Origin of the sequence: Pedobacter gandavensis (assembly GCF_032678465.1) — a bacterium.
In the GTDB taxonomy this organism is placed as follows: Bacteria; Bacteroidota; Bacteroidia; order Sphingobacteriales; family Sphingobacteriaceae; genus Pedobacter; species Pedobacter gandavensis_B.
This window is the reverse complement of sequence record NZ_JAVTSK010000011.1, coordinates 16,643-40,481: the sequence shown is the minus strand read 5'-3', so window position 1 is coordinate 40,481 and position 23,839 is coordinate 16,643. Positions and strand designations below refer to the sequence as shown.

The window sequence follows — 23,839 nt, the reverse complement described above, 5'->3', positions numbered from 1 at the left end:
AGAATTTTATATAGACATCACATCTGCTACTTAATTTTGAACCTTACTTTCAGCAATACCTGTGTTGGCCGAAGTTCATAGCTGGTATAATAGGAGCCAATTCCGCTATATGCCGCGGCAATGTATCGTTTGGTATTAAAAATATTATGATAATCCAGGTTAAATTCCAGTTTTTTAATGGTGTACCTAATCCCGGCATCTGCAAAATTCATAGCTCTTCCGCTGCCACTAACCGCACTGTTGTAGCCATTTTCATAATTTAACCGGATCACCAGATCTTTCAGCGGAAAAAAACTGAGCCTGCCAGATTGGGTTGCGGAATGAATGGGGCTCAATTTTCTATCATCGTTTTTCAAAATGTTCTCAGAATTTCTGTAGCTGATTCCATAATTGAAATCCCCCCATTCAGAGAATTTTCCATTGATTCTGGCGCCAGTACTATAAGATCGATTGAGGAAGCTGACGATCTCGCTTTGGTTGAGCCGGGTGTTTTCTGAACTGCTATACTCCCCGCTTAGACTCAGTTTCTCAATGATACCATCGAAACCTTTATCGACATTCAGTCTGAAACTGGCCGTATTTGATGCATTTGGAATGTCAAGCGTTCTTCTTAGGGTAAGAAAGCCCTGAAACTCCTGCCCATAGAGCAAATTCATTTTTGAACGGTTGTAACTGCTGTAAAAGGAGACAAACAGCATTTTAATGGGATGGCTGTACCGGATTCCCATACTATAGTTTTGAGTGCTTCGTTCCGGTAATTGCCCCTTGTTTTGAACCAGATATCGGTAGGATTGCATGATGTATCCGGTGTAACCGTTTTCGGCACCATCAATAGCCTGAGAATAACTGGCATTTGCACTCAGTTGCCACAATAAGTTCAGTTTGTAGAGGGCGGAAAAAGCAGGCATTAAAAACACGCGCTCCTGAGTTGCACGCAGATCTGGAATCCTGTCGCTCCGGTACTGATGGGTATAATTGAACGGTAATCTGAGGCTAAGGTTCATTTTCTTATCGTCATAGTTATATTCCGGAGATACTCCCAAATCATATCTGTTCCATTGCAGGTCGTTACTCAGCGAGTCGGTGGTCTTTCCTAATCCATTATTTTCAAGCTTGCTCTGCAAATCAGAATTCAGGTGTAACAGGCTGGCATTGGCATACAGCAGGTAATTCTGACTAAATTTCCCATTTTTTATCCTCATACTGATGTTGTTCTGCGAATTGTAGAGTTGCTGGGTAAGGGATTGATACGTACCTATATATGCTCCCGGATCACTAAAGAGGAGTGGGTACAGCATCGGTTTTACCTGAAGGTCATCATTGATTCTACCAAAACCATTATAAGAGTTGATCTTAAAAGTGAGTTTCCTGTAGTTTTTAACCATACTCAATTGATTCCCTATTTTAAAGTAAGGAGCTGTTCTGGCCTGGTCGATCAGCTGGTTGTTGGCCACACTGCCATTTTCTTTTCTTTGCAGATCAGCAGTGAAAGAAAGTGAGTTGTCAAAATAGTATTTATCCGTATTCGCATTCAGTTTTAAGCTGGCATCCAGGTAATGAAAACGGGAGAGGGAATTGAGGCGTTCTTCTATCACCAATGTGCTGTCGCCCGGAAGGTATTTCTCATCACGTGAGTAACTGCTCTTTTCCTGTTTATCGTTCAGGTAACTGATATTGGTCGTCAGTTTGTAGTCTTTCGCAATGTTGCGCAGGTTGTTTAAGCTCAGGGCATTGTCCCGATTCAAAAGGTACCTTCTTCTACTCACTGCAGGATCTGCCGGCGATTGAATTCCCAGGGAAACCGGGAAGCTGATGCTTTGACCTCCTCCATAAAAATTCCTCAGCTCTGATCCGGAATCATCTCCTGTATTGTTCCCTTTATAGGTCGCCATCCATTGCTTACCTTTTCCAAAAAACATTCCAAAAATTTCATTGTTCCACAGCAATGGGGCTGCACCGGCACCCAATTGGGCATTAGCTACCCATACGTCTTTTGCGGTATCTTTAAGCTTAAGGTTAAGTGCACCTTCATCGGTAAATTCCTTGTTTTTCAACGCTTTTATAGGTTGATGATTTTCCAATACCTGCACGGTTTCTACGTCTTTAGCAGCAATATTGTTGGTCGCAACGCCATATCGGCCTTCCAGCAAGTCCTGATTCTCAATGTAAAACTTGTTGATGGGTTTGTTGTTGTAGGTAATAGAACCATTTTCGGCGACCTCGATACCCGGCATTTTTCTCAGAACTTCTCCAATCGTCCGGTCGTTTTTTCCGGAAAACTGATCTACCGCATAATTGAGCGTATCATTTAACCTGCGAATCTTTGGAGGTTTAACTTTTAATTCTTTGAGTGTAATTCTTGCATAGGCAACATCAAAATTCAGCAAAGCGGTTTTGTTGGGGTAGCGGTGACTTTGTTTCTGAATGCTCATGCCAGAAATGGTAAGTTCAATGCTGTCAGCCGGACTGTTAAAGCTCAATTGATACCCACCTTTATCATCTGATACCGCATAACTGAGGATGGCAGTATTGCCTTTTGCTTTAAGGATAATATTTAAGCCCGGAATACCTTTTCCTTCCTCCTTGTTTTTAAGATTTCCGGTGATTTTAGTTTGACCATTGGCTAAACAGACCTTGCAAACGATCAGGAGCAGAATTAAATACCTCATTCTAATTCCATTAGGGTCGGTTCATATTTACCAGGAAAGGAATTAACGATCATTGCTCCATTAGTGAAATTAATCTGGGCGCCCAGTCCTTGTTTCTCCAGTTGTTTGGCAAATTCCGCTCTTGTGCATTTCAAATAATCGGATTTGGTGATCAACATCGGTATGGGAGTTTTAGGCTGGGTCATTCCAATCAGGGTAAATGAGAAAATCTGATCTGCATCTTCTACCTTAAGGATCAAACCTGGCAGACCAGCGAATTTCCATGGGCCATCATTAATCGGAATTTCCGGACTAAACCATGCGGTGTAATTTCTGCCTCTGAATTTTAATACCGCTTTCTGACAAACATAAGTAGCGATGGTATCGGTACCCTCAACCAATTGCCAGTTGAGTTTAGGAAATTGATCCTCATATTGGAATTTCATGGCGCCAATTGTATTGATGTAATCGAACACGGTGATCAAACCGGTCTGTTTATCTTTCACAATCTGATAGCTTTCTCCCTCCATGGTATTGCTCTGTTTTGTGCCCGGCATTTTAGATAAATCCTGCTTGCCATCTTTAAAAATACTGACACTTTTGAGTTCCGGACCGCGTATGCTGGTCATCATATCCGCCAGTGCTGAATCTCTGCCTAGTCGGGCGGGATCATAAAACCTGGAAACCTGTTTTCCTATATCCAGTGCCATGGTATCTCTTCGAAAGACAGGGGAGTTGGTGTCTTTCTTTTTTGAAAATAAATAGTAGCACCTTACGTTCACATCATCGGAAAGTTCTTTGTCTTTTTTTTGGCCAAAAGTAAAACTGCTGAGGCAACAGAATGAGATGGCAATCAGGAATTGTTTCATACAAGATTGGTTTAATTGGTAAGCCAATCTACGTCTATGTTTTTAGACAAACAAGTGAAATGAAATATTTGTCTAAAAATATAGACGAATAGGATTTTTTATGGGTTTAATAAACTTTTGCCCCAATCATTTAGCGTCCAAAGTGCGGCAACCAGTTGAAGGCCAGAGGAGCTTAACTCGTATTCTACTTCCAAAGGCTTTTCTTTAACCACAGTTTTGAACACAATTCCACTTTCTTCCAGCTCCTTTAATTGTCGGCTCAATACCCGTCTATTCATATCTGCGATGTGTAGAAAGAAATCGGAAGGTCTTTTTACGCCTTGATGAAGGTGCCATACAATTGGGATTTTCCATTTACCGCTGATGGTGTTGACTGCATGCTCCAATGGACAAATTTTATTCTCAGATACACGCAGTTTGTTTTTCATGGAGCAAGGTGTTTTTTGAAATAATGCTAAGGACAATTTTGTCCATTATTGTTTGTTAGGAGTAAGGCTCCGAAATTAGCATTTCAAAATAGCTCCATCAAATCGAAGAACAAATAAAAGGAAAATTCAATTTAAGGATGGATTATAAATGAAAATCTGAATGACCAATAAAATTTGAATGACTAATATAGAAAAGTTAAAGAATAGGAAGGGGGCTTTAAAGGTCCAAAGTATTCCGGATGAGGTGCTGAAGGCCTTGAACATGGGCTTGTTGGAAAGTGTTAACCTGACCGAGTGGCTGGCGGTAAACCATATGGAATTGCTGCGCAATGTACTTACCGCTTACCCGTTGATACTGCAGACTTGCGAAGCTCAGCTCGCTAATAGGGAAGGAATGAGTGTAAGAGTACTGATTGTAGAAATTAGTAAAATTCTGAGTCTGGAAATAAAGGAATATCCAGCGTTATTTAATGATCTGGCCAGACATCCTTCAGATAGTGTGCGTTGCTGGGCGGTTTATATTGTTGGTGGAAATGATGAGCTGGATTTGCAGGCAAAATTCAAGGCCATTTATCCATTTGCGGCTGATACCCATTTTGGAGTAAGAGAGTTGGCCTGGATGGCGATGCGGGACAACCTGGAAACGCATTTGTCGGAAAGTCTGACCATACTGTTAGCATGGACGGATTCAGAGGATGAAAATATCAGACGTTTTGCAACAGAAGCGAGTCGCCCAAGAGGAGTTTGGTGTAAGCAGCTCAAAGCTCTAATCACAGCGCCGGAACTCGCCCTGGAGCTATTGGAGGCTTTAAAAGCAGACCCCTCAGTTTATGTGCAACTTTCCCTGGCAAACTGGTTAAACGATGCAGGTAAAAGTAGGCCAGACTGGGTCATCCAACTTTGCAAATCCTGGATCACGAAAGGGGCAAATGAACATACCTTAAAAATTGTGAAGCGTGCAACAAGAAACCTATCCTTCCAGCTAGAGCGCTAAATGTACTTATTGAGCTTTACAGATGAGGTGATAAGTTCTATACGCTAAAGTATCCTGGTTTTTTAAAGTAGTCAGGAAGGATTCATTAATTTCATTATTAGAAAAACCATTTGTAATATGGTAAGAAGATTCGGTTCTTCTGGCAATGTAATAGATCTGCATTGGAAGTTCTACTGCTTTGAAGTCTCCGTAAGCGAGCTGAATCGGTCTTTGTACCTGATACATGCCAAGGTTTATCACAGATTGATACTTAAATAGCTTATCATTGAGCTCAGGAGAATTTTCTGGAAGCGGAAATACCTGAGCAGAACTGAAAAGGAATTTATTCCCTTTTATTTCATAAGTATACTTGTTGTTATAATTACCGATTGTAAATCTAGCACTATCTAAGGAAGTAATTGAAAACAAAAACTCCGGTTGAACGACTAAGGAATCCTTAATGTTAAAGAAATCTTTGTGGCCGGCAAATTTTGAAATTTTTATTGGGTCTGTAACTTCACCATCCTTTGTAAATAAGCGTACTCCGGATTTAACTTTAAGTTGATGAACATAAAAATTTACCGGAAATACGATATTTTCACTTTTTGGTTCTTTCTTACAGGCGGTGAATATAGCACTGAATAAAAATAGCAGTCCAATGGTTTTATATAAAGACTTCATGATCACATTAATTTGAATTGTAAATCTATAAATAAAATAATTCTATTAATGGATTAATTATGACTAGCCTCTTTTCATTGAAGTTTTTCTTCTTTGAATAACAATATGGGTAATTGAAGGTCGTAAGCCAGTTTACTACTGAGACTATGCTGAAACAGGCCTTCGAAAAATCCATAGGTTTTGGGAACTGCGATCACCATTTGCATATGATGTTCATTGGCAAAGTCCGTTACTCCTTTGGCGATATGTTCATGATGGGTATGGTGGTATTCTGGTTTTTTATAATTCCACAATGGCTGAAGATCTGTCATTTCAGTCAGGATATCTCTATCCGGATGTTGCTCATCCGGAGAAACATTTAAGATAGACAATTCCGCCCCAAGTTCCTGTACAATATGCCTGATGGCCAATGTTGGCGTTGTTTTAGATACTTTTCTCAAATCACAGGCAAATACAATGTTTTTTATAGTCCGATAGCTGCTGTGTTCCGGAACAATTAACAAAGGAATTTCTGTAATCCTGGCAATACGAATGGTATTGCTTCCAAGAAAAGCACGTTCCACAGGATCTTTACCGCTGATACCCATTACTAATAGTCTGACACCATATTCCTTGTGGCAATGAACCACAATTTCATCCAGTGTACGACTATCTATAAAATAATCGATCTGGAGGGTCTTATTTGACCTGCTCTTTAAATCATTTTTTAAATCGGAGATTTGATTTAGTAGCCTCTGGTGTTCCTGCTCTGCCCGTTTTACCGTTTGCAAATGGATTTCCATCGTCGTTGGAATATGTTCAGAATGGCAAATTAAAAGCCTGGAAGCATTTAGCTGTTCCGCTAAAGCACCCGCATATTTTGAGGCATTGTAGGCCGAATCAGAAAAGTCTGTCAGTAGTAATATCGTTCCCGCATGATTTCCAATTTCTGCTGAAGTCGCCATAATACAGAGCCGGATGTTTAATCACCGGAACTTTATGGGAAACAATTGATGCTTAGAAAGGTTTCATAAGGAGCCAAATTAGGCATGCGGACTTAGCATATAGAGGTAACCGATATTTTTTCTGGATGGTACAGGAGCAATCTGATCAGCAGGATTTTTATAAATAGGTATGATCACTTCGCATTTTTTAAGTTGATAGTTTTGATCTTTAATCCTATAAATACGTTCTTCTTTTTCCTGCTCTTCAGTAGAGAAAATTTGTTCCATCCATTGATTTTGTTGGCTAATTTTAGGGATCATCATACCGATACTTGTTATTTTATTTAAGTCTAGAATTTCAGCAGCAGCAGTATTGATAAATAAGATTTCTTCATTTTCTTTAACCCCGATCACTGCCGCTGTTATTTGCTCTATGAGGGTTTTAAGCCTTACTTTTTCAGATTGTATTTCAAATAAATAGTTGTTTTCGGTATCCTCCAGTAAAGCCGTCATTTTATTGTATTCATTGGCAAGCTCTGAGAATTCATCGCCGGGACCGAAGCTTAAATGGTGGTTATAGTTTTTTCTGGAAACTTCTTTCAATCCCTGAACAAAGACCCTGATGGGTTTGGAAATCATATCCGGCAGGTTTACCATAAAAGAGAAAAGGAGTAAAAAGGAAATAGCTGCTGCCAATGTGACATAACTGGCCGCATTCTGCACTTCTTCCTGAGCTTCAGTATGTTTCTTGCTCACTGCATCCAGATTGATTTCTTCTATAGTTCTTAATTGTTGATGCGCCTTAATCACCGCATTTTCTCTGGTCAGGAGATCTGCTGATGGATCTGTGATCGTGGCAAAAGCCGACGAAAGCGCAAGTACTGCTTCTTTTTCCCCTTTTTCTGTAATGTTGTTTTTCTCTTTTGCCAATTGTGCTGCAAATTGTTTTGTAGCTTCAGAGGGAAGGGGGAGATGATTTTCGTCCAATATTTTCTGCATTTTGCTCGTGTAATTGAGCGTCTCATAATTGTCTTTGAGTATGGTCTTTGAACTTTTCGCGATCTCACGCATATAAAACAAGGAAACACCTCCAAATAAGAGTACCACCACGAATAATAATCCAAATCCGCGACGGAGTTTATTTTTTATTTTCATGATTGATTGAACTGATTAATTCAATTTATATACCCGCAAAAATGATGCTGGGATAATTTAGGCTCCAAAGAATGGTCAACTTATAAAACGGAACGTATGGCGCCATGAAAAAACTGATCCAAAAAAAGGCACCGAAAAAAACGGTGCCTTTACTAAGAAAAAATGCTTTTATTTTAAATCATACCTGTCCAGGTTCATTACTTTGTTCCATACAGTAATAAAGTCTTTTACAAATTTACCTTGAGCATCAGCACTGCCATAGACTTCAGCAACAGCTCTCAACTCAGAATTTGATCCAAAAACCAGATCTGCACGACTAGCGGTCCATTTTACCTGCTGAGTCTTACGATCACGGCCTTCATAAACCTCTTTGTCATCCGATGCGGATTGCCATACGGTATTCATATCCAGTAGATTGATGAAGAATTCATTGTTTAGCTGTCCAGGTTTCGTGGTAAATACCCCATGCTTCGAACCATCGAAATTAGTGTTCAATGCGCGCATACCACCCAACAATACTGTCAGTTCCGGCACAGTAAGGGTTAGTAAATTTGCTTTATCTATCAGTAATTCCTCTGTGGATACGGGGATTTTTGAATTGCGATAATTACGGAAACCGTCAGCCAGTGGCTCCAGATAACCAAATGATTCAACATCAGTTTGTTCCTGTGAAGCATCCATCCGACCAGCAGAGAAAGGAACTCTACTCGAATGCCCGGCATCCTGAGCGGCTTTTTCAACACCCGCACAACCTGCCAGTACAATTAAATCTGCAAGGGAGATCTTTTTACCGTTAGTCTGTGCAGCATTAAATTCCTTTTGAAGGTTTTCCAGCACATTCAAAACCTTTGCCAGTTGAGCCGGATTGTTCGCCTGCCAGTCTCTTTGTGGAGCAAGGCGTATACGTGCGCCATTGGCGCCACCGCGCTTGTCTGTGCCACGGAAACTGGAAGCAGAAGCCCATGCAGTAGAAACGAGTTCGGCTACGCTCAAACCAGATCCTAAAACCTTAGCTTTTAATGCGGAGACATCGCTTTCATTTACTAATGCATGATCTAAAGCTGGAATAGGGTCCTGCCATAGCAATTCTTCCTGTGGTACTTCAGGACCAAGATAACGCTCACGAGGTCCCATGTCGCGATGGGTTAATTTATACCAGGCACGTGCAAAAGCATCAGCAAACTCATCCGGGTTTTCAAAGAAACGTCGGGATATTTTCTCATAAACCGGATCAAACCTTAAGGCCAGATCGGTAGTGAGCATAGTTGGTAAGTGTTTTTTTGAAGGTTCAAATGCATCAGGAATTATTGGATTCGCATCTCTTGCCACCCATTGGTGTGCACCGGCAGGACTGGTGGTCAATTCCCATTCAAAACCAAATAAGTTTTCAAAGAAGTTATTACTCCATTGAGTAGGTGTGGTCGTCCAGATCACTTCTAATCCACTGGTAATTGCATCCGGACCTTTACCTGAGCGATAGCTATTGCTCCAGCCCAGGCCCTGCATTTCAAGATCTACAGCTTCAGGTTCTTTGCCTACATGATCGGCTGAGGCTGCGCCATGTGTTTTACCAAAGCTATGGCCACCCGCGATTAAGGCCACTGTTTCTTCATCATTCATGGCCATACGGCCAAAAGTATCACGAATATCTTTAGCAGAGGCCACTGGATTCGGATCTCCGTCCGGGCCTTCTGGATTTACATAAATTAAGCCCATTTGTACTGCTGCAAGTGGTTTTTCCAGTTTGCGGGAAGGAGTTTTTTGAGAATCATCGTCTGTAGATAAAACACCATGGTCTTCAACTACCCCTGGAGAACCCTGGGCATAACGCAAGTCACCACCTAACCATTTTTCTTCAGCACCCCAGTACACAGATTCATCTGGTTCCCAGAGGTCCTCACGTCCGCCCGCATACCCAAAGGTTTTAAAGCCCATAGATTCCAAAGCAACATTTCCAGTCAGGATCATTAAGTCCGCCCATGAAATGTTACGGCCATATTTTTGCTTGATTGGCCATAATAAACGGCGCGCTTTATCCAGACTGACGTTGTCAGGCCAGCTGTTCAGTGGCGCAAAACGTTGTAAAGCTGCACCTGCACCACCACGTCCATCGCCTACACGGTAAGTTCCTGCACTGTGCCATGCCATACGGATGAACAAACCGCCATAGTGGCCAAAATCTGCAGGCCACCACTCCTGGGAGTCGGTCATCAGCGCATTCAGGTCTTTCTTAACCGCTTCAAGATCAAGGCTGTTAAAAGCTTCAGCATAATTAAAATCTTCCTCCATCGGATTTGATAAAGAAGAGTGCTGACGAAGGATGTTCAACTTTAACTGGTTGGGCCACCAATCGTGATTTCGAGTGCCACCACCGCCAACATTGTGCTTCATGCTGCCATTGTGGAAGGGGCATTTACTGATGTCATTTGATTCTCTTTCCATACTTTAAATTTTATATGTTGAATAGATGCTTCCTCGCTAATCCTAAAGCAATATAAAATTAGGAGAATAAATGAAAAAGTCACTATCAAATGATTCTAAATTAACGCTTTATTTCTAATTTTTCGCTGTAAATATGGAAGGCTAAATGCTGGAGATAAGATGTTTTTTTTATGAAAAATAAAGGATATTGAATATTTTCATACATTTGCATAACTAGTTATGTAATTGATTATATCTATGAAACTATTTGAGAAAACAGGAAAAATGGCTTTAGGTAGCCGACTCAGGTTATTAACTTCCAGAATCACTGACGATGCTTCCAGAATTTATGAATTGTATCATGTAGAATTTTCTCCTAAATGGTTCCCTGCATTATTCGTGTTGTCGGAAGATGGGGAAAAAACCATTACAGAAATTGCCAATGAAATCGGGCATTCACAACCCTCCGTAAGTAAGATCATCCAGGAAATGACAAATGCCGGATTGGTACAGGAAAACAGGGGATCCGGGGATAAAAGACGGACTGCAGTGGCCTTAACTGAAAAAGGAGAGAAGATTGCCGGGGAAATCAAAATACAAGGTATAGATGTAGATGCGGCTATCGACAGTGTAATCGCTCAGGCCAGACATAATCTTTGGGAAGCGATTGAAGAATGGGAATACTTACTTGATGAGAAATCATTGTTCAGAAGGGTCCAGGAGCAGAAAAAATTAAGGGAAAGTAAAGAGGTTCAGATTGTGGCTTATGAAGAGAAATACCAGCAGGCCTTTAGATTGCTAAATGAAGAATGGATTTCTACTTATTTTAAAATGGAAGAAGCCGACTATAAGGCTTTAGATAACCCTAAATCCTATATATTGGATAAAGGAGGGAGGATATTTGTGGCTTTGTATAAAAATGAACCTGTTGGTGTTTGTGCCTTGATCAAAATGGATGATCCTGATTATGATTACGAGCTGGCAAAAATGGCTGTTTCTCCTAAAATTCAAGGTAAAAGCATTGGCTGGTTGTTGGGCCAGGCGATTGTAGATGCAGCTAAGGAGTCAGGCGCTTTTAAAATTTACCTGGAAAGCAATACCTCTTTAAAACCGGCCATCAATCTTTATCAGAAGCTGGGATTCAGGAAAGTTATCGGTAGATCTACGCCTTACGAACGTTGTAATATTCAAATGGAATTGGAGCTCAATTCCTCAGCGAATCCCTAAATAAGAGCGAATCTTAAAACAAGCAGTTCAATGGAGCATCATGATGTAGGGACATAAGATATCTACCTATCAAGATATCTTGAATAGGCCTGAAAAGGAGATCAGCTCATAATTGTTTTGGCCAGATTTCCAAGTTGTTTGAGCTTAAATTTTAAGTCATCCGACCAGGGTAAACCGATGCAAAGTCTGATGCAGTTTTCAAATTGATCCTGTAATGTAAACATACGCCCCGGCGCAATGCTGATCTTTTGCCTGATGGCCAGATCGTATAATTTAGTGGTGTCTACCTCCTTGTTAAATTCAATCCAGATCGCAAGTCCACCTTGCGGTCTGCTTGTTTTTGTTCCTTCCGGGAAATATTCCGCAATTGCATTGACGTAATGTTGGTAATTGCTAAATAAGGTTCGCCGAATCTGTTGAAGGTGTTTTTCATACCTTCCCGTTTTCATGAAATTGCCAACCGCTTCATGTATCAAAGCAACTGAAGCAACCGCATGGATCAATTTTAATTTCAATAATTGTTCTTTGTACTTACCAGGGGCGATCCAGCCAACACGATAACCAGGTGCCAGCGTTTTGGATACAGAACTGCACCATAGCACATTCCCTTCTGTATCGAAAGATTTGCAGCATTTTGGTCGGTGTTCCGAGAAATAAAGGTCTCCATATACATCATCCTCAATCAGTGGGATCCCATGTTTTGCTAGCAATGACACCACTTCCTTCTTATTTTCATCTGGCATACAACTCCCTAAAGGGGTATTGAAGTTAGGAACCAATAAGCAAATGTTGATCTTTGGAATCGCTGCTTTTAAGGCCTCAATTTCTATTCCGGTGATGGGGTGAGTGGGTAATTCCAAAACTTTTAGTCCCAGACCGATAGCGAGTTGTAAAATTCCCGGATAGCAGGGACTCTCGATGGCAACGGTATCTCCGGCTTTGCCTAAAGCCATCAGGCAAAGAGAAAGGGAATTCATTCCTCCTGTAGTAGTGATCAGGTCATCTTCATGCAGATTTCCGCCCCATCCCAATGAGCGTACAGCCACCATTCTTCTCAATTTCAGGTTGCCCTGGAGGGATTCATAGGCGGCACCACCTTCCTTAAGCTCCCGGGTAGCATAGCCGATTTCTTTCTTCAATTTAGCCAAAGGCAACAAATTCCCGGAGGGAACTGCAATAGAAAAAATGGTCATGTCGTCGTTTCCCATGCTCGAATATACTTTAGAGATCAACTCATCTGGCTCGGTGTTCTGGGCAATTAAAGAAGGCCTGCTGACTTCCGAAAGCGGGAGTTTTTTATAGAGTAGTTTGCTGACGAAGAAACCAGATTGCGGCCTGGATTCAATTAGGGACTGACTTTCGAGCTCCAGGAAAACCCGTTTGGCCGTATTCATTCCAATACCATAATCCAGACATAACTTCCTGACGGAAGGCAGTTTGTCGCCAGCCTTCAGAACTCCATTTCTAATTTGAATGGCAATTCCATTCGCTATTTCATCATATAAAAAAACTTTACTCATGTCTAAGAAATAAACTGTGTCCATGCAAATGTATAAAACTGATACTGTGTTTACCTAATCCTTCTCCTCATTTTTGCTCACAGCAAATAAATGATGGTATCAGTATGGAAAAGACAATAGACAAAAGTACATGGGGTTGGATGAACGGCTTTATTGCCGTTGTGATCTTTAGTGGATCACTCCCGGCAACAAGAGTAGCGGTTTTAGATATGGATCCTGTATTTGTTACTGCTGCAAGAGCAACGATCGCTGGTATACTTGCCATTGCCATGCTGTTGATTTTCAAAGAAAAACGTCCGGATTATAAACAAATGTTTCATTTGTTAATTGTAGCATTGGGTGTCGTTATCGGCTTTCCGCTATTAACTGCATTTGCGTTACAGTATGTGACTTCAGCGCATTCCATCGTATTTTTAGGTATGCTGCCCATGACTACAGCTATATTTGGTGTGATACGTGGGGGAGAACATCCCGCTCCGGTTTTTTGGCTTTTTTCGGTCCTTGGGGCTAGTTTGGTAATTGGTTATGCAATTGCGCAAGGCCTCGATGCGGCTCCTATCGGAGATTTGCTGATGCTGATAGCTGTTGTTTTATGTGGATTAGGCTACGCGGAAGGGGCTAAACTATCTAAAACACTTGGCGGATGGCAGGTGATTTCCTGGGCATTGGTGTTGTCATTGCCGATTATGGCGCCACTCAGTTTCATCTTTCGTCCGGAATCGTTTGTCGGGGTAAGTACAGCTGCCTGGATCAGTCTGGGCTATATTGGTGTCTTTAGCATGTTTATAGGCTTTATGTTCTGGTACCGTGGCTTAGCTCAGGGAGGAATTGCATTGGTTGGACAATTGCAACTCTTGCAACCGCTTTTTGGCCTGGCCTTAGCTGCTGGCCTGCTTCATGAAGAAGTGAGTATGGGCATGCTGGGAATCACTGCCGGAGTCATCCTTTGTGTAGCTGGAACAAAGAAATTTGCTAAAGCTGCATAAGGCAGGGGGTATGCTCGCATGATTTAATGCGATTGACCTTTATTTACCTTAAAAAGATGTAGTATTTGGGGGAATAGGGCATGCATATATTCCTCAACTCCGCTTTTTGATCCTGGGAAGGTCAGTACAAGTGTTTCTCCAATAAACCCGGCAATACTACGTGATAACATCGCATAAGGCATTCGCTGTTGTCCATACCATCTTGCTGTTTCCATTATGCCATCAATTTTGCGTTCAATTAGAGGAGAAATTGCCTCTGGGGTAACATCTCTCGGAGAAAGACCGGTTCCACCTGTAAAAATGAGGAGTTGGTGTTCCTTTCCGCTAAGTTCAAGCGCTTTTTTACTAATCGTGCTGGCATCATCAGGTAGAATTTCATAGGTTAATGTTGCTATGCCAAACTGCTCCAGTAACATGATAATGGCTTTACCTGAGGTGTCCTGATTTTTGCCAGAAAATATAGAATCAGAGCAAACGACTACTGCCGCTTTTAACTCAGGAAATTGGATTTGCTTTAGGTCGGATTTTCCACCTGATTTTTTTAATAACCTGATGTTTTGAATTTCCACACCTTTGTCAATAGGCTTCAGCATATCATAAATAGTGAGCGCAATAATCGAAGCACCGTGCATAGCTTCTACTTCCACTCCAGTTTTGTATATGGTGTGAACTTCTACAGTAATGTGGATTTCCAATCCTTCAGTGGCATAGCTGATCGCAGTGTATTCTATTGGAAGTGGGTGACAGTCGGGGATGAGATCACTTGTTTTTTTTACCCCTAATAGTCCGGCAGCACGGGCAAATTCGAAAACATCTCCTTTGGGGATTTTTCTTTGTTCAATAGCTTCAATTGTTTCAGGTTTTGAAACTTTAACGGTAGCCATTGCAATGGCAATTCTTAAGGTATTTGACTTATTTGTTATGTTGACCATTTTAGTTGTTTTCTTTCCATTGATGTGTGTCGTCTTCAAATATTTCCTTACCCCAGATCGGAAGCTCTGCTTTTAGCCGTTCTACGATTTCAGCACAGGCATCAATTGCCGGCTTGCGATGTGCCGAGGAACAGAATACAAAAAGGCAGATTTCACCCGTTTTAACGATGCCAAGGCTATGATGTACATGCAGACAAATGATTGGGTATTTCTCAAAAATCTCCTCTCTGATCTGATTCATTTTTTCTAAAGCAAGGGCTTCATAAGCGGTGAAATCAATCGCAGATACAAATTTGCCCTGCTGCTCATCCCTTCTTACCTGGCCCATAAATATACTGTGGCCACCAATTCCTGTCTTAGAACTGTGTTTGGCGATACTTTCTCCTATAAACGCAGGATCAATTTTACCGTTCACAAATATGTTCTTTGTTTTTCTATCGCTCATTTGGTAACAGTTAAAAGTAATTTTTCCATTTTTCTATTCCCCCTTTCAGGCTGTAAATAATTTTACTGTCGCCATATTTTTCCTGTATGGCTTGTGCAGCAAGCCTGCTGCGAATGCCATGCTGGCAAATGAATACAATGTTCTTTTCCGCAATATCTCGATCTAAAAAGGCCATAAATTCGGTCATGGGCACCTTTCTGTATTCTTCTTCGTTTAGCAATGGTAGCTCATGTCGCTCCCTGACATCTACCATCATTGTAGATTGGTTTTGAAGGGAAATCAATTGCTCCATATTAATTTGAGTAGGATTGCATGCTGTGTCACAAAAAATGGGATCTACCATTTTTAAGAAATCATTTTCATGAGCAGCAATGATGTAATCATTTCCAGGACTAATATTGATTTTATATGCTTCCTGGTTGAGGAGGTGATATTGTAGCAGCTGATTAATCAATGGCTCACCGGTTTTTGTAATCAGTTTAATGGTTTCTGCGGCAGCCATAGTGCCAATTATTCCTGGCAATACCCCCAAAACGCCATTATCAGCGCAATTTGCAATTTCTCCCGGATCAGGAGGTATAGGGAAGATATCTCTGTAATTACACCGATTACCTTGTTTGCCAGTTACATTAAAAATGGCTAATTGTCCTTCAAAACCAGAAACGGCCGCAAATATCAAAGGTTTATTCAGTAATACACAGGCGTCATTAATGAGGTATCTGGACTCAAAGTTGTCGGTCCCATCCAGCACAAAATCATAACCTCTTAATAAATTAAGGATATGCGCTCTTTCAACGCGTACCGGATGGCAAATGATATCGATTTCCGGGTTCATCTTTCGAAGTCTTTTACTGGCAATGATAGTTTTTGGTTTGCCCACATCCTCGGTTTTAAAAAGCACCTGGCGTGGAAGATTAGATAAGCAGATGGTATCATCATCTGCAATTCCAATACATCCAACTCCAGCTGCGGCAAGATATTGCAGCGCCGGACAACCAATGCCTCCGGCACCAATTACCAGGACCCTGGCCTTTGATAATAAAATCTGGGCAGCCTCTCCAAATCCATTGAGAATAACCTGCCTGTGGTATCTTTCTGTAGCCATACCTGGTTAACCTCCAGAAAAAGGGGGCATAATTGCGATCACTTCATTTCCTGAAATCAGGGTGTTGTGTTGAATCAGGTTTTGATTTAACGCAAGCTTATATTTCAGCGTACTGATTTGTGGGAAAGTCCTTTCTAAATATATTTTTAAGGCATCGATATCACTGACGCCAGTAATGTCTATTTTCTGTCGTGGTATAAATTCCGATATTTTTCCAAAACTGATGAGCTCAATTTCCATGATACTAATTTACTTTTAAAATGCTGATTTTGCTTAGCCCTTTTACAAATCTTCGACCAGTTGCCTGATCGGTGGTCACTATCATGGCGATGTTCCCTTTTTCTTTTTTCGTTGAACTGGTATCAAAACTACTTAGAATCAGGATACCCTCGTTTTTTGAATTGAAGACCTCATTCCAGGAAAGGACAACTTTATAATCATCAGAAGCAGTACAAACCAGATAATACTCGCTGAGCAGTTTTGGATGATCAGCCGTAATCTCGACTTCGGCCAAAATATCTTTTAGCAGGACACCTTTAATGTTTTTTAGGCTGCTTCTTTTTTGCATCAGATGATTGTATATCACCAGGCTATCTATGTTGACTGTTTTATATTGGAGAAGGTTCTCCATGTTGACGGTCCTTGTTTTTTTAATTGCTCCATCAATAACAAACTGTTTACTTTCCTGCGCAGAAGCAGCTGAGCATAAAAACAATAAAATGGGTATCAGGTATTTCATATTAAGCATGAGTGAAAATTAATTTATAAGCGGCTAAAGCAAGGACGCCAGCCAGTACATTTTTTAACACATTTTGGGGGAACTTTAAAGCACCAAAATAGGCTCCGCAAATTCCTCCTGCGAAAGCAACTCCTACATAAGCAAGCATTGCGCTATTAAATTCAAAGCCCTTGATCAGCTGACCACCTAAGCCGGCAACAGAGTTAACAAATATAAATGCAGCGCTGATGGCTGCAGTCTGTTTTTGGTCAGTCCATTTTAAAAGCAACAGAATGGGAGAGAGAATGATGCCTCCACCAATACCAATCATGCCCGACAGCAGGCCAATAATACCCCCAATGGCTAGAGATAAAGGGATGTTGGCAGGCTTGAAATCTTTAGGATCTGTATTGCTGAAAAATAAAAAACGGATCACTGGAATCAGCAGTAATATGCCAAGGATTTTTTTGTAGACCGCACTTTCAATGACCATCATTCCTCCTACAAATGAAAGGGGAATGGAGGCAAAAGCAAATGGCCAGAATGTTTTCCATTTAAAATAACCACCCCTGTAAAATTGAATAAAGGAGGTAGAGGATACAAATAAATTTAAAAGTAATGCTGTAGGTTTCATGACCGTAGGGGAGACCGCAAAAATGGCCATGAGTGCTAAATAGCCACTCGCTCCTCCATGTCCGACTGAGGCGTATAAAAAGGCTACGATAAAAAGTAAGCCATAAAAAAGCATAAAGTTATCTTCCATAAATTATTATTGAGGTAACATCATGACCGTTACTGTTTCACCAATGAGGAATTCTTCTTTTGTTTCCTCCAGGCAGATCAGACAATTTGCGATGGCAAAGGAGCTCAGGCGAAATGACTCTTGTGCATTTAGCGGACTAACCAGCCCGTTTTCATAACTTCCTTTTAAGAAATGACTCAAGCCGGCGGGTTTTTGATAAGCCCTGCTGAGTTTAGCCTGGATATAGTTTACACTATCTTTTTGATGAGACAATTGTTTAATTGCAGGAAGTACATAATTGTAATAACAACTGAGTACAGAAGAGGGATTACCGGGTAAACCAAAGATCAGTTTAGTCCCCTTTATTCCGAAAAACAAGGGCTTGCCAGGCTTCTGCTTTACCTTGTGGAATACCTGTTCGACCTTACAATTTCCGGAGGCCTGCAGCACAAAATCATAATCTCCAACACTGATCCCTCCGGTAAGTAAGACCACATCACTAACTGTAAGTGCTTTCTCTAAAATTTGAGTCAGCTGACTTAAGTCATCATCAGCCTGAATAATATTTAAATCAGTATGGCCTTCAATTTTTAATGCCGCAGACAAGGAATAGGAATTGGATTCATAAACCTGACCAAAGCCAAGTTCAAGTCCGGGTTGCTGTAATTCTTTTCCAGTGACGATGATCGAGATTTTTGGCAAAGGGTAGACCTCCAGATTAGGAATGCCGATTCCAGCCAGAAAACCAATTGCTGCCGGACTCAGTAAGGTTCCTTTGCGCATGGCCAGATCACCAGATTTGATCTCGGCACCCTGATCCCGGACATTTGCTCCATAGTGTAGTTTTTCATCCTGAAGAACAATCCTGCCATGTCGGAAGGTTACTTTTTCCTGCATGACTACGGTATCTGCACCATCGGGTAAGGGCGCTCCGGTAAATATCCTGCTGGCTTCTCCTTCAATTAAGCTCAGGGATTGCTCCGTTCCGGCGGCCATCTCTCCGGCAACTATAAGTTCCCTTGCAGGGTCTGCAAATTTAAAAGCATATCCGTCCATGGAAGATTGCCGGAATGCAGGGATATTGCAGCCGGCATAAATATCTTTTGCCAGCGTTAAACCAGATGCTTTATCTAAACTAACCAATATGGACTCTAAGGGGCTAATGTGGCTTGAAATGAGTGTTTTTGCTTCGTTAACTGTGATCATAATTAAGACTTATCCTCCAATGGTTATCATACTTCTGTTGTGAATACCAGCAGCATCTAATTTTTCAAAATGAGTGTTTAATTGTCCACCAAGTTCCTTTTTCTTCGCCCATATGGAAGCCTGAATCAGTGGGAGTATCTCCTGATGATTTCTAAGTGCGCTCAGTAAATCAGTCTCCCCATCACTAAAAAGACAATTTTTAAGTTTTCCATCTGCAGTTAACCGCATTCGGTTACAAGTACTGCAAAAAGGAGCCGTCATGGTACTGATGATGGAAAAGGACCCTTGGTGTCCAGGAATCATAAAATGCCTGGCAGTATCATGAACTTCTCCCTTAACGGGCATGTAGGCAAAGTCTTTAGCTATACTGGCCAACATCTCCTCCAGTGAAAACACTTTGTTACTGCTCCATTTGTTTCCACTAAAAGGCATGAATTCTATGAATCGGATCTGAATAGGATGGTGTTTGGTCCATTGTATAAAATCCTTGATTTCCTCTTCATTCAATCCCTTCATGACGACCATGTTGATTTTTACGGTAAGCTTATGCTGTAACAACAGCTCTATATTGCTGCGGACCTGGTGAAACAGATCTCTGCGGGTGATGAATAGGAACTTTTCAGCTTGTAAGGTGTCCAGACTAACGTTTATCGTTTTTATGCCAGCCTGTAAAAATGTAGGCAGCATTTCTGCGATCCTGGTGCCATTGGTCGTGATCACCAACTCCACAGGAAGCTGTGCTAATGCAAGTATGATCTCCGCGGCATCTTTGCGGACTAGTGGTTCACCACCTGTTAAACGGATTTTTTTTACCCCTTGTTCGACGAAAATTTTCGCAAGTTCTACAATTTCTTCAGTCTGCATCAATCTCGAGGCCGGGCTAAAATCGTACTCTTCCTCCGGCATGCAGTAAAAACAGCGGAAGTTGCAGTTATCCGTTAGCGATATCCGCAGGTAATCATGTACTCGTCCAAAAGAATCCGCTATCATCTGTGAAAGTTTAAGTTGTCGTAATCTGATGTTGTGTCAATATCGATATCACCAAGTTCAAATACAAGACTTGAGCAATCTTCGGGATATTTATTTAAAAGGTATTTTGCGCCTTCATTTCCCTGGAGCGATAATAGCTTCGGAAAGTAATTTTTATAGAATAACACAGGAGTACCTGTTGTGTTTGCATAGCTGCTTGCGACGATTCCTTTGTTGGTTTTACTTTGTGTGCTCATCAGGGTTTTAAAAACTTCAGCACTGATAAATGGCTGATCTGAAACGGCAATGATCAGCTGTTGGATGTCTTTGTCCTGAGCTAAAACCGCAGAAATTCCTACCGCAATGCTGGAGGACATTCCTTTTTCCCAATGTTCATTGATGACATATTGGATAGCGGGATGATGATGATTTGCTGAAATCTCCTGCGCATAGGCACCCAGCACTACAACAACAGGTTCGCAGGTAGTTTCAATCGCTGCTTTGCTAACGATTCCCAGAAGTGTTTCTCCCTGATAGTTTAACAATTGCTTCGGTTTCCCAAGTCTACTGGAATTGCCTGCAGCTAATATGATCATGCCGGTTTTCATCCTATGCTAATTATTTCCTGATGATGAATTGGAGCTTTTTTTTCCTTTAGTGCGTTTAATGTGGCTCCTGAAAAGACCGCTTTGATTTCCGCAAGAATCGAAATGGCAATTTCTTCCGCGGTTTCTGCACCAATATCAAGACCAACAGGGCCGTGGATCCGCAACTCGTTTTCTTTTGTATTCCTGTCCAGCTCATCCAGCATGCGGATCAATTTCTTTTTAGGGCCTAAGCTCCCAATATATGGACTGTTGGTATCTAAAAGGATGTTCAGCACCGCAAGATCGTAATTGTAATTGTGCGTCATCAGTACAAATGCAGTTTGCGCATCAATTTTGATGTGGGATAAGATCTGTTCTGGTTTAGCGATGATTACACGAGCCGCATTCGGAAAACGCATGCTTGATGCATGGCTGGCCCTGCCATCAACGATGTGAACTTCCCAACCCAGTAAATAGGCCATTTCTGCCAAAGGTTGTACATCATTTCCAGCCCCGGCAATTACCAATGAAATAGGCGGCCTGATAAATTCAAAGAAACCAGTGATTGCATTTGCGCCAGATGGATAAACCTGAAAGGAAGAGGTATTATCATTCAAAACAGCTGCTGCGGTTTTGATGACCTCTTGCTGAATAGCAACGGGAGTCCTGGACTGCAGATGATCCCGACGGTAAAGCATACTAGTTCCTGGCTGACTTTTGTCTGTCAGGGAAAAGAGGGTAACCAATACCGCATCTTCTCTTTCAGCTGATAACGCTTCTAAAAGTACAATAGGGTTTAAAGGGTCCAGATCGTTTATCGGTTCAAACAGGATGTGAACAATGCCATTACATCCCAACTGAACACCAATCCTGGCATCTTCTTCATCAGTAGTGTCATAGGTAATCAGCTTGTTTTCTTGTTGCACAATAGCTGAGAGTGCTTTTCTTAGTGCATCTCCCTCCAGGCATCCGCCGCTAATTGCACCGGTGAGCTGGCCATGCTCCGTAATCAGCATCCTGGCGCCTGGGCGGCGATAGGATGAGCCCTCCACCTTAACCACAGTAGCCAGCGCCGTTTTTTGTTGCGCTTTTGCCGCCTTTTTATAAGCTTTAAGTATGTCCGTGATTTCCTTCATGAGCTGGCCTTATACTGCTTTTAAATCAAATGGAAGTTTGCGGATCCGCTTCCCTGTTAAATCAAATATGGCATTGGTCAGGGCAGGAGCGAAGGCCGGTAAACCTGGTTCTCCAACACCACCTGCATTGGCCTCGTTTTCCATGATAAACACTTCTATTGGTGGGATGTCGGTAATTCTTGGCATTTTATAATTGTAAAAATTACTTTGTTCTACCAGTCCATCTTTAAAAGTGATTTCATGAAGGGTAGCTGCTCCTAAAGCCATGATTATACTGCCTTCCACCTGAGCTTTTATAATATCCGGATTTACGTACCATCCACAATCCATTACTGCCCAAACCTGATCTATTTTTATCTTGCCATCCGAAGCCCTGGATACCTTGACAATCTGACCTACGGTACTGGCAAAACACTCGGTGATGGCTACCCCGAATCCTTCATTTTTCTTTCTTTGTTTCCAGCCAGAAACCTCTTCCATTTTGTCGATAAGGAGCTGGGAACGTTCCTCCTGTAAATATTGTCTGCGAACTGAAAGCGGATCTTTACCTGCTGCTATGGCCATCTCATCAAGAAAGCTTTCATAAGCAAAGCCATTGGTTGATGCGTATACTGACCTCCACCACATCGTAGGGATGGGTGTTTCGAATTGTACTTCCGCAAAGCTGATGTTTTTTATGCTTTTGTAGTAAGGGGCTAAAAAGCCCTCAGATGTACTCCGGTTAGCCTGATCGGTTTTACCAGTTCTCCAGTGATCATTGTTCTGACCTGCCATTCGAAATTTTAAAGCCATGATCTCTCCATCGTCAATTGCTCCCTGGCACCTGTAGGAAATTCCCGGGCGATAGGGTCCTTGTGTGGCATCATCTTCCCTGGTCCATACTACCTGAACCGGGGCATTCATTTCTTTGGAGATCATAGTCGCCTCATGAGGGTAGTCCATAAATGCTTTTCTGCCAAAACCACCACCCAGAAAGGTCATATTCACAATGACCTTTTCCTTAGCAAAACCCAGTTGCTCACTGATAAAATCCTGTACCCATTCCGGAGCCTGAATAGGACCCCAGATTTCTACTTTATCAGCCTGGTAATGGGCCACACAGTTGACTGGCTCCATACAGTAATGGGATTGATATGGTGTTTGGTAAACTACATCTAATGTTTTACCTGCCTGCTTAATTGCAGCATCAGGATCTCCCTGCTTTTTTAGAAACAGGCCTTCCTGAGTTTGAAGACTATCCTGCTGACGTTGGTAAATTTCGGTGGTATTGATGTGCTCAAATCCGGAATCGTCCCATTCTACTTTTAATACTTTTTTTCCTTGCATTGCAGCCCAAGTAGAAGTGGCTACTACTGCTACGCCTTCACGAAAGGTTTTAAAAACACCCATACGTACTTTGAATACCTTAATCACTCCGGGTATCTTTAAGGCTGCACTGTCGTCGAAACTTTTTACCATACCCCTTAATCTTGGGTTACGCTCTACAGTGGCATACAGCATTCCTTCTAACTTTTTATCCAGGCCAAAGACGGCTGTACCATTTGTTTTAAGCGGAGTGTCCTGTCTGAGCAGTGGTTTTCGAATCAGTTTATATTCTGATGTTTTTTTAAGGATCACTTCTTTTGGTGCGGCTAATTTAGCGGCCTGTTCAACAAGTTCTCCATAGTGGAATTTCCTCCCGGAAGTTTTATGGAATACATGACCAGATGCCGCATAGCAGTCTGCCGGAAGGGTACCCCATTTTTGTGCAGCAACGCTGATCAGCATCACCCTTGCTGTTGCACTTAATTTTAATAAGTTCTTATAGGAACCTCGTATAGTTGAACTGCCACCAGTAATCTGGCTGCCATATTTTTCTCTGTTTCCCTGTGCAAAAACGATATTTACATCTTTTAGGTCAACCTCAAGCTCTTCGGCAATAATTTGTGGAACTGATTGAAAAGAACCCTGACCCATTTCGGCGCGGTGGTTGAAAATGGTTACTTTGCCACTGGTATCAATGTGAATCCAGGCATTGAGTTCTACCTCTGAATTTGTGATACCAGTTGTATTGATAATCTCCGCGTCTTTAGCGCTGGATGGAAAATAGAAACCCAGACACAATGCTGTGCCTGCCAGACCTGAAACTCTGAGGAAATCTCTTCTGGATACCTGATTAGTGCTCATGT

22 protein-coding genes are annotated in these 23,839 nt (G+C 41.7%); 3 read left to right on the top strand and 19 right to left on the bottom strand.

Translation table 11 applies throughout. The features are described 5' to 3' along the window. Positions 1-26 precede the first annotated feature (26 nt). The 3 genes from R2Q94_RS18330 to R2Q94_RS18320 form a co-directional block, all read right to left on the bottom strand. Positions 27-2,669: a hypothetical protein gene (locus tag R2Q94_RS18330; RefSeq protein ID WP_316822928.1), complete on the bottom strand. Its 2,643-nt coding sequence runs from the start codon at positions 2,667-2,669 to the stop codon at positions 27-29. Continuing rightward, complete coding sequence (locus R2Q94_RS18325) at positions 2,666-3,517, bottom strand: GLPGLI family protein (RefSeq protein ID WP_316822927.1); 852 nt, start codon at positions 3,515-3,517, stop codon at positions 2,666-2,668. The genes R2Q94_RS18330 and R2Q94_RS18325 overlap by 4 nt, the downstream gene beginning before the upstream one ends. Positions 3,518-3,615: 98 nt before the next feature. Further along, entirely contained in the window at positions 3,616-3,945 is a 330-nt protein-coding gene (locus R2Q94_RS18320; protein ID WP_316822926.1) for a helix-turn-helix domain-containing protein, read from the bottom strand. 178 nt (positions 3,946-4,123) lie between these two features. On the opposite strand from R2Q94_RS18320, the gene R2Q94_RS18315 reads away from it, so the two are divergent. After that, positions 4,124-4,939: a DNA alkylation repair protein gene (locus R2Q94_RS18315; protein WP_316822925.1), complete on the top strand. Its 816-nt coding sequence runs from the start codon at positions 4,124-4,126 to the stop codon at positions 4,937-4,939. A gap of 6 nt (positions 4,940-4,945) precedes the next feature. Here the strand turns inward: R2Q94_RS18315 and R2Q94_RS18310 are convergent, their stop codons facing one another. The 4 genes from R2Q94_RS18310 to katG form a co-directional block, all read right to left on the bottom strand. After that, positions 4,946-5,599 carry a hypothetical protein gene (locus R2Q94_RS18310; RefSeq protein WP_316822924.1) on the bottom strand — a complete coding sequence of 218 codons (654 nt, stop codon included), beginning with the start codon at positions 5,597-5,599 and terminating at the stop codon, positions 4,946-4,948. A gap of 74 nt (positions 5,600-5,673) precedes the next feature. Further along, positions 5,674-6,543 carry a universal stress protein gene (locus R2Q94_RS18305; protein WP_316822923.1) on the bottom strand — a complete coding sequence of 290 codons (870 nt, stop codon included), beginning with the start codon at positions 6,541-6,543 and terminating at the stop codon, positions 5,674-5,676. A 78-nt stretch (positions 6,544-6,621) separates the two neighbouring features. Next, positions 6,622-7,677 carry a PAS domain-containing protein gene (locus R2Q94_RS18300; RefSeq protein ID WP_316822922.1) on the bottom strand — a complete coding sequence of 352 codons (1,056 nt, stop codon included), beginning with the start codon at positions 7,675-7,677 and terminating at the stop codon, positions 6,622-6,624. Positions 7,678-7,845: 168 nt separating this feature from the next. Beyond that, positions 7,846-10,119 carry a catalase/peroxidase HPI gene (gene katG, locus R2Q94_RS18295; RefSeq protein WP_316822921.1) on the bottom strand — a complete coding sequence of 758 codons (2,274 nt, stop codon included), beginning with the start codon at positions 10,117-10,119 and terminating at the stop codon, positions 7,846-7,848. A gap of 237 nt (positions 10,120-10,356) precedes the next feature. On the opposite strand from katG, the gene R2Q94_RS18290 reads away from it, so the two are divergent. Then, the gene (locus R2Q94_RS18290) at positions 10,357-11,325 is read left to right on the top strand and encodes a GNAT family N-acetyltransferase (protein WP_316822920.1); all 969 of its coding nucleotides are present in this window, start codon (positions 10,357-10,359) and stop codon (positions 11,323-11,325) included. 101 nt (positions 11,326-11,426) lie between these two features. On the opposite strand, the gene R2Q94_RS18285 is transcribed toward R2Q94_RS18290, so the two are convergent. Next, positions 11,427-12,845 (bottom strand): PLP-dependent aminotransferase family protein, encoded by a 1,419-nt coding sequence (locus tag R2Q94_RS18285; protein WP_316822919.1) that lies wholly within the window; start codon positions 12,843-12,845, stop codon positions 11,427-11,429. A gap of 104 nt (positions 12,846-12,949) precedes the next feature. On the opposite strand from R2Q94_RS18285, the gene R2Q94_RS18280 reads away from it, so the two are divergent. Further along, positions 12,950-13,831, top strand: coding sequence for a DMT family transporter (locus R2Q94_RS18280; protein ID WP_316822918.1), 882 nt, complete (start codon positions 12,950-12,952; stop codon positions 13,829-13,831). 23 nt (positions 13,832-13,854) lie between these two features. Here the strand turns inward: R2Q94_RS18280 and moaCB are convergent, their stop codons facing one another. From moaCB to R2Q94_RS18225, 11 genes are read right to left on the bottom strand one after another with little or no spacing between them, the layout of a single operon-like run. Continuing rightward, the gene (gene moaCB, locus R2Q94_RS18275; RefSeq protein ID WP_316822917.1) at positions 13,855-14,763 is read right to left on the bottom strand and encodes a bifunctional molybdenum cofactor biosynthesis protein MoaC/MoaB; all 909 of its coding nucleotides are present in this window, start codon (positions 14,761-14,763) and stop codon (positions 13,855-13,857) included. 1 nt (position 14,764) lies between these two features. Next, entirely contained in the window at positions 14,765-15,208 is a 444-nt protein-coding gene (locus tag R2Q94_RS18270; RefSeq protein ID WP_316822916.1) for a molybdenum cofactor biosynthesis protein MoaE, read from the bottom strand. A 10-nt stretch (positions 15,209-15,218) separates the two neighbouring features. Next, positions 15,219-16,313, bottom strand: coding sequence for a HesA/MoeB/ThiF family protein (locus R2Q94_RS18265; protein ID WP_316822915.1), 1,095 nt, complete (start codon positions 16,311-16,313; stop codon positions 15,219-15,221). A gap of 6 nt (positions 16,314-16,319) precedes the next feature. Beyond that, complete coding sequence (locus R2Q94_RS18260) at positions 16,320-16,553, bottom strand: MoaD/ThiS family protein (protein ID WP_316822914.1); 234 nt, start codon at positions 16,551-16,553, stop codon at positions 16,320-16,322. A gap of 4 nt (positions 16,554-16,557) precedes the next feature. After that, positions 16,558-17,061 carry a molybdopterin-binding protein gene (locus R2Q94_RS18255; RefSeq protein ID WP_316822913.1) on the bottom strand — a complete coding sequence of 168 codons (504 nt, stop codon included), beginning with the start codon at positions 17,059-17,061 and terminating at the stop codon, positions 16,558-16,560. Beyond that, positions 17,054-17,794 carry a sulfite exporter TauE/SafE family protein gene (locus R2Q94_RS18250; protein ID WP_316822912.1) on the bottom strand — a complete coding sequence of 247 codons (741 nt, stop codon included), beginning with the start codon at positions 17,792-17,794 and terminating at the stop codon, positions 17,054-17,056. Before R2Q94_RS18250 ends, R2Q94_RS18255 begins: the two co-directional genes overlap by 8 nt. 6 nt (positions 17,795-17,800) lie before the next feature. Beyond that, on the bottom strand, positions 17,801-18,979 hold the full coding sequence (gene glp, locus R2Q94_RS18245; protein ID WP_316822911.1) for a gephyrin-like molybdotransferase Glp: 1,179 nt from the start codon (positions 18,977-18,979) through the stop codon (positions 17,801-17,803). A gap of 9 nt (positions 18,980-18,988) precedes the next feature. Beyond that, a complete protein-coding gene (gene moaA, locus R2Q94_RS18240; protein WP_316822910.1) occupies positions 18,989-19,969 on the bottom strand; it encodes a GTP 3',8-cyclase MoaA in 981 nt (326 codons plus the stop codon). Continuing rightward, a complete protein-coding gene (locus tag R2Q94_RS18235) occupies positions 19,966-20,544 on the bottom strand; it encodes a nucleotidyltransferase family protein (RefSeq protein WP_316822909.1) in 579 nt (192 codons plus the stop codon). Before R2Q94_RS18235 ends, moaA begins: the two co-directional genes overlap by 4 nt. Positions 20,545-20,552: 8 nt before the next feature. Beyond that, positions 20,553-21,671, bottom strand: a complete 1,119-nt coding sequence (locus tag R2Q94_RS18230; RefSeq protein ID WP_316822908.1) for an XdhC/CoxI family protein — start codon at positions 21,669-21,671, stop codon at positions 20,553-20,555. A 9-nt stretch (positions 21,672-21,680) separates the two neighbouring features. Beyond that, positions 21,681-23,837 (bottom strand): xanthine dehydrogenase family protein molybdopterin-binding subunit, encoded by a 2,157-nt coding sequence (locus R2Q94_RS18225; RefSeq protein WP_316822907.1) that lies wholly within the window; start codon positions 23,835-23,837, stop codon positions 21,681-21,683. Between the last annotated feature and the right edge of the window lie 2 nt (positions 23,838-23,839).

Excerpts from the sequence above, each read along its gene's own strand:
- moaA (WP_316822910.1), bottom strand. The coding sequence starts at position 19,969 with ATGATAGCGGATTCTTTTGGACGAGTACATGATTACCTGCGGATATCG.
- R2Q94_RS18280 (WP_316822918.1), top strand. The coding sequence starts at position 12,950 with ATGGAAAAGACAATAGACAAAAGTACATGGGGTTGGATGAACGGCTTT.
- katG (WP_316822921.1), bottom strand. The coding sequence starts at position 10,119 with ATGGAAAGAGAATCAAATGACATCAGTAAATGCCCCTTCCACAATGGC.
- R2Q94_RS18230 (WP_316822908.1), bottom strand. The coding sequence starts at position 21,671 with ATGAAGGAAATCACGGACATACTTAAAGCTTATAAAAAGGCGGCAAAA.
- R2Q94_RS18255 (WP_316822913.1), bottom strand. The coding sequence starts at position 17,061 with ATGCTTAATATGAAATACCTGATACCCATTTTATTGTTTTTATGCTCA.
- R2Q94_RS18330 (WP_316822928.1), bottom strand. The coding sequence starts at position 2,669 with ATGAGGTATTTAATTCTGCTCCTGATCGTTTGCAAGGTCTGTTTAGCC.
- R2Q94_RS18300 (WP_316822922.1), bottom strand. The coding sequence starts at position 7,677 with ATGAAAATAAAAAATAAACTCCGTCGCGGATTTGGATTATTATTCGTG.
- R2Q94_RS18285 (WP_316822919.1), bottom strand. The coding sequence starts at position 12,845 with ATGAGTAAAGTTTTTTTATATGATGAAATAGCGAATGGAATTGCCATT.
- R2Q94_RS18320 (WP_316822926.1), bottom strand. The coding sequence starts at position 3,945 with ATGAAAAACAAACTGCGTGTATCTGAGAATAAAATTTGTCCATTGGAG.
- R2Q94_RS18310 (WP_316822924.1), bottom strand. The coding sequence starts at position 5,599 with ATGAAGTCTTTATATAAAACCATTGGACTGCTATTTTTATTCAGTGCT.
- R2Q94_RS18305 (WP_316822923.1), bottom strand. The coding sequence starts at position 6,543 with ATGGCGACTTCAGCAGAAATTGGAAATCATGCGGGAACGATATTACTA.
- R2Q94_RS18265 (WP_316822915.1), bottom strand. The coding sequence starts at position 16,313 with ATGGCTACAGAAAGATACCACAGGCAGGTTATTCTCAATGGATTTGGA.
- R2Q94_RS18225 (WP_316822907.1), bottom strand. The coding sequence starts at position 23,837 with ATGAGCACTAATCAGGTATCCAGAAGAGATTTCCTCAGAGTTTCAGGT.
- R2Q94_RS18270 (WP_316822916.1), bottom strand. The coding sequence starts at position 15,208 with ATGAGCGATAGAAAAACAAAGAACATATTTGTGAACGGTAAAATTGAT.
- R2Q94_RS18325 (WP_316822927.1), bottom strand. The coding sequence starts at position 3,517 with ATGAAACAATTCCTGATTGCCATCTCATTCTGTTGCCTCAGCAGTTTT.
- R2Q94_RS18290 (WP_316822920.1), top strand. The coding sequence starts at position 10,357 with ATGAAACTATTTGAGAAAACAGGAAAAATGGCTTTAGGTAGCCGACTC.
- R2Q94_RS18235 (WP_316822909.1), bottom strand. The coding sequence starts at position 20,544 with ATGATCATATTAGCTGCAGGCAATTCCAGTAGACTTGGGAAACCGAAG.
- R2Q94_RS18315 (WP_316822925.1), top strand. The coding sequence starts at position 4,124 with ATGACTAATATAGAAAAGTTAAAGAATAGGAAGGGGGCTTTAAAGGTC.
- R2Q94_RS18260 (WP_316822914.1), bottom strand. The coding sequence starts at position 16,553 with ATGGAAATTGAGCTCATCAGTTTTGGAAAAATATCGGAATTTATACCA.
- R2Q94_RS18250 (WP_316822912.1), bottom strand. The coding sequence starts at position 17,794 with ATGGAAGATAACTTTATGCTTTTTTATGGCTTACTTTTTATCGTAGCC.
- moaCB (WP_316822917.1), bottom strand. The coding sequence starts at position 14,763 with ATGGTCAACATAACAAATAAGTCAAATACCTTAAGAATTGCCATTGCA.
- glp (WP_316822911.1), bottom strand. The coding sequence starts at position 18,979 with ATGATCACAGTTAACGAAGCAAAAACACTCATTTCAAGCCACATTAGC.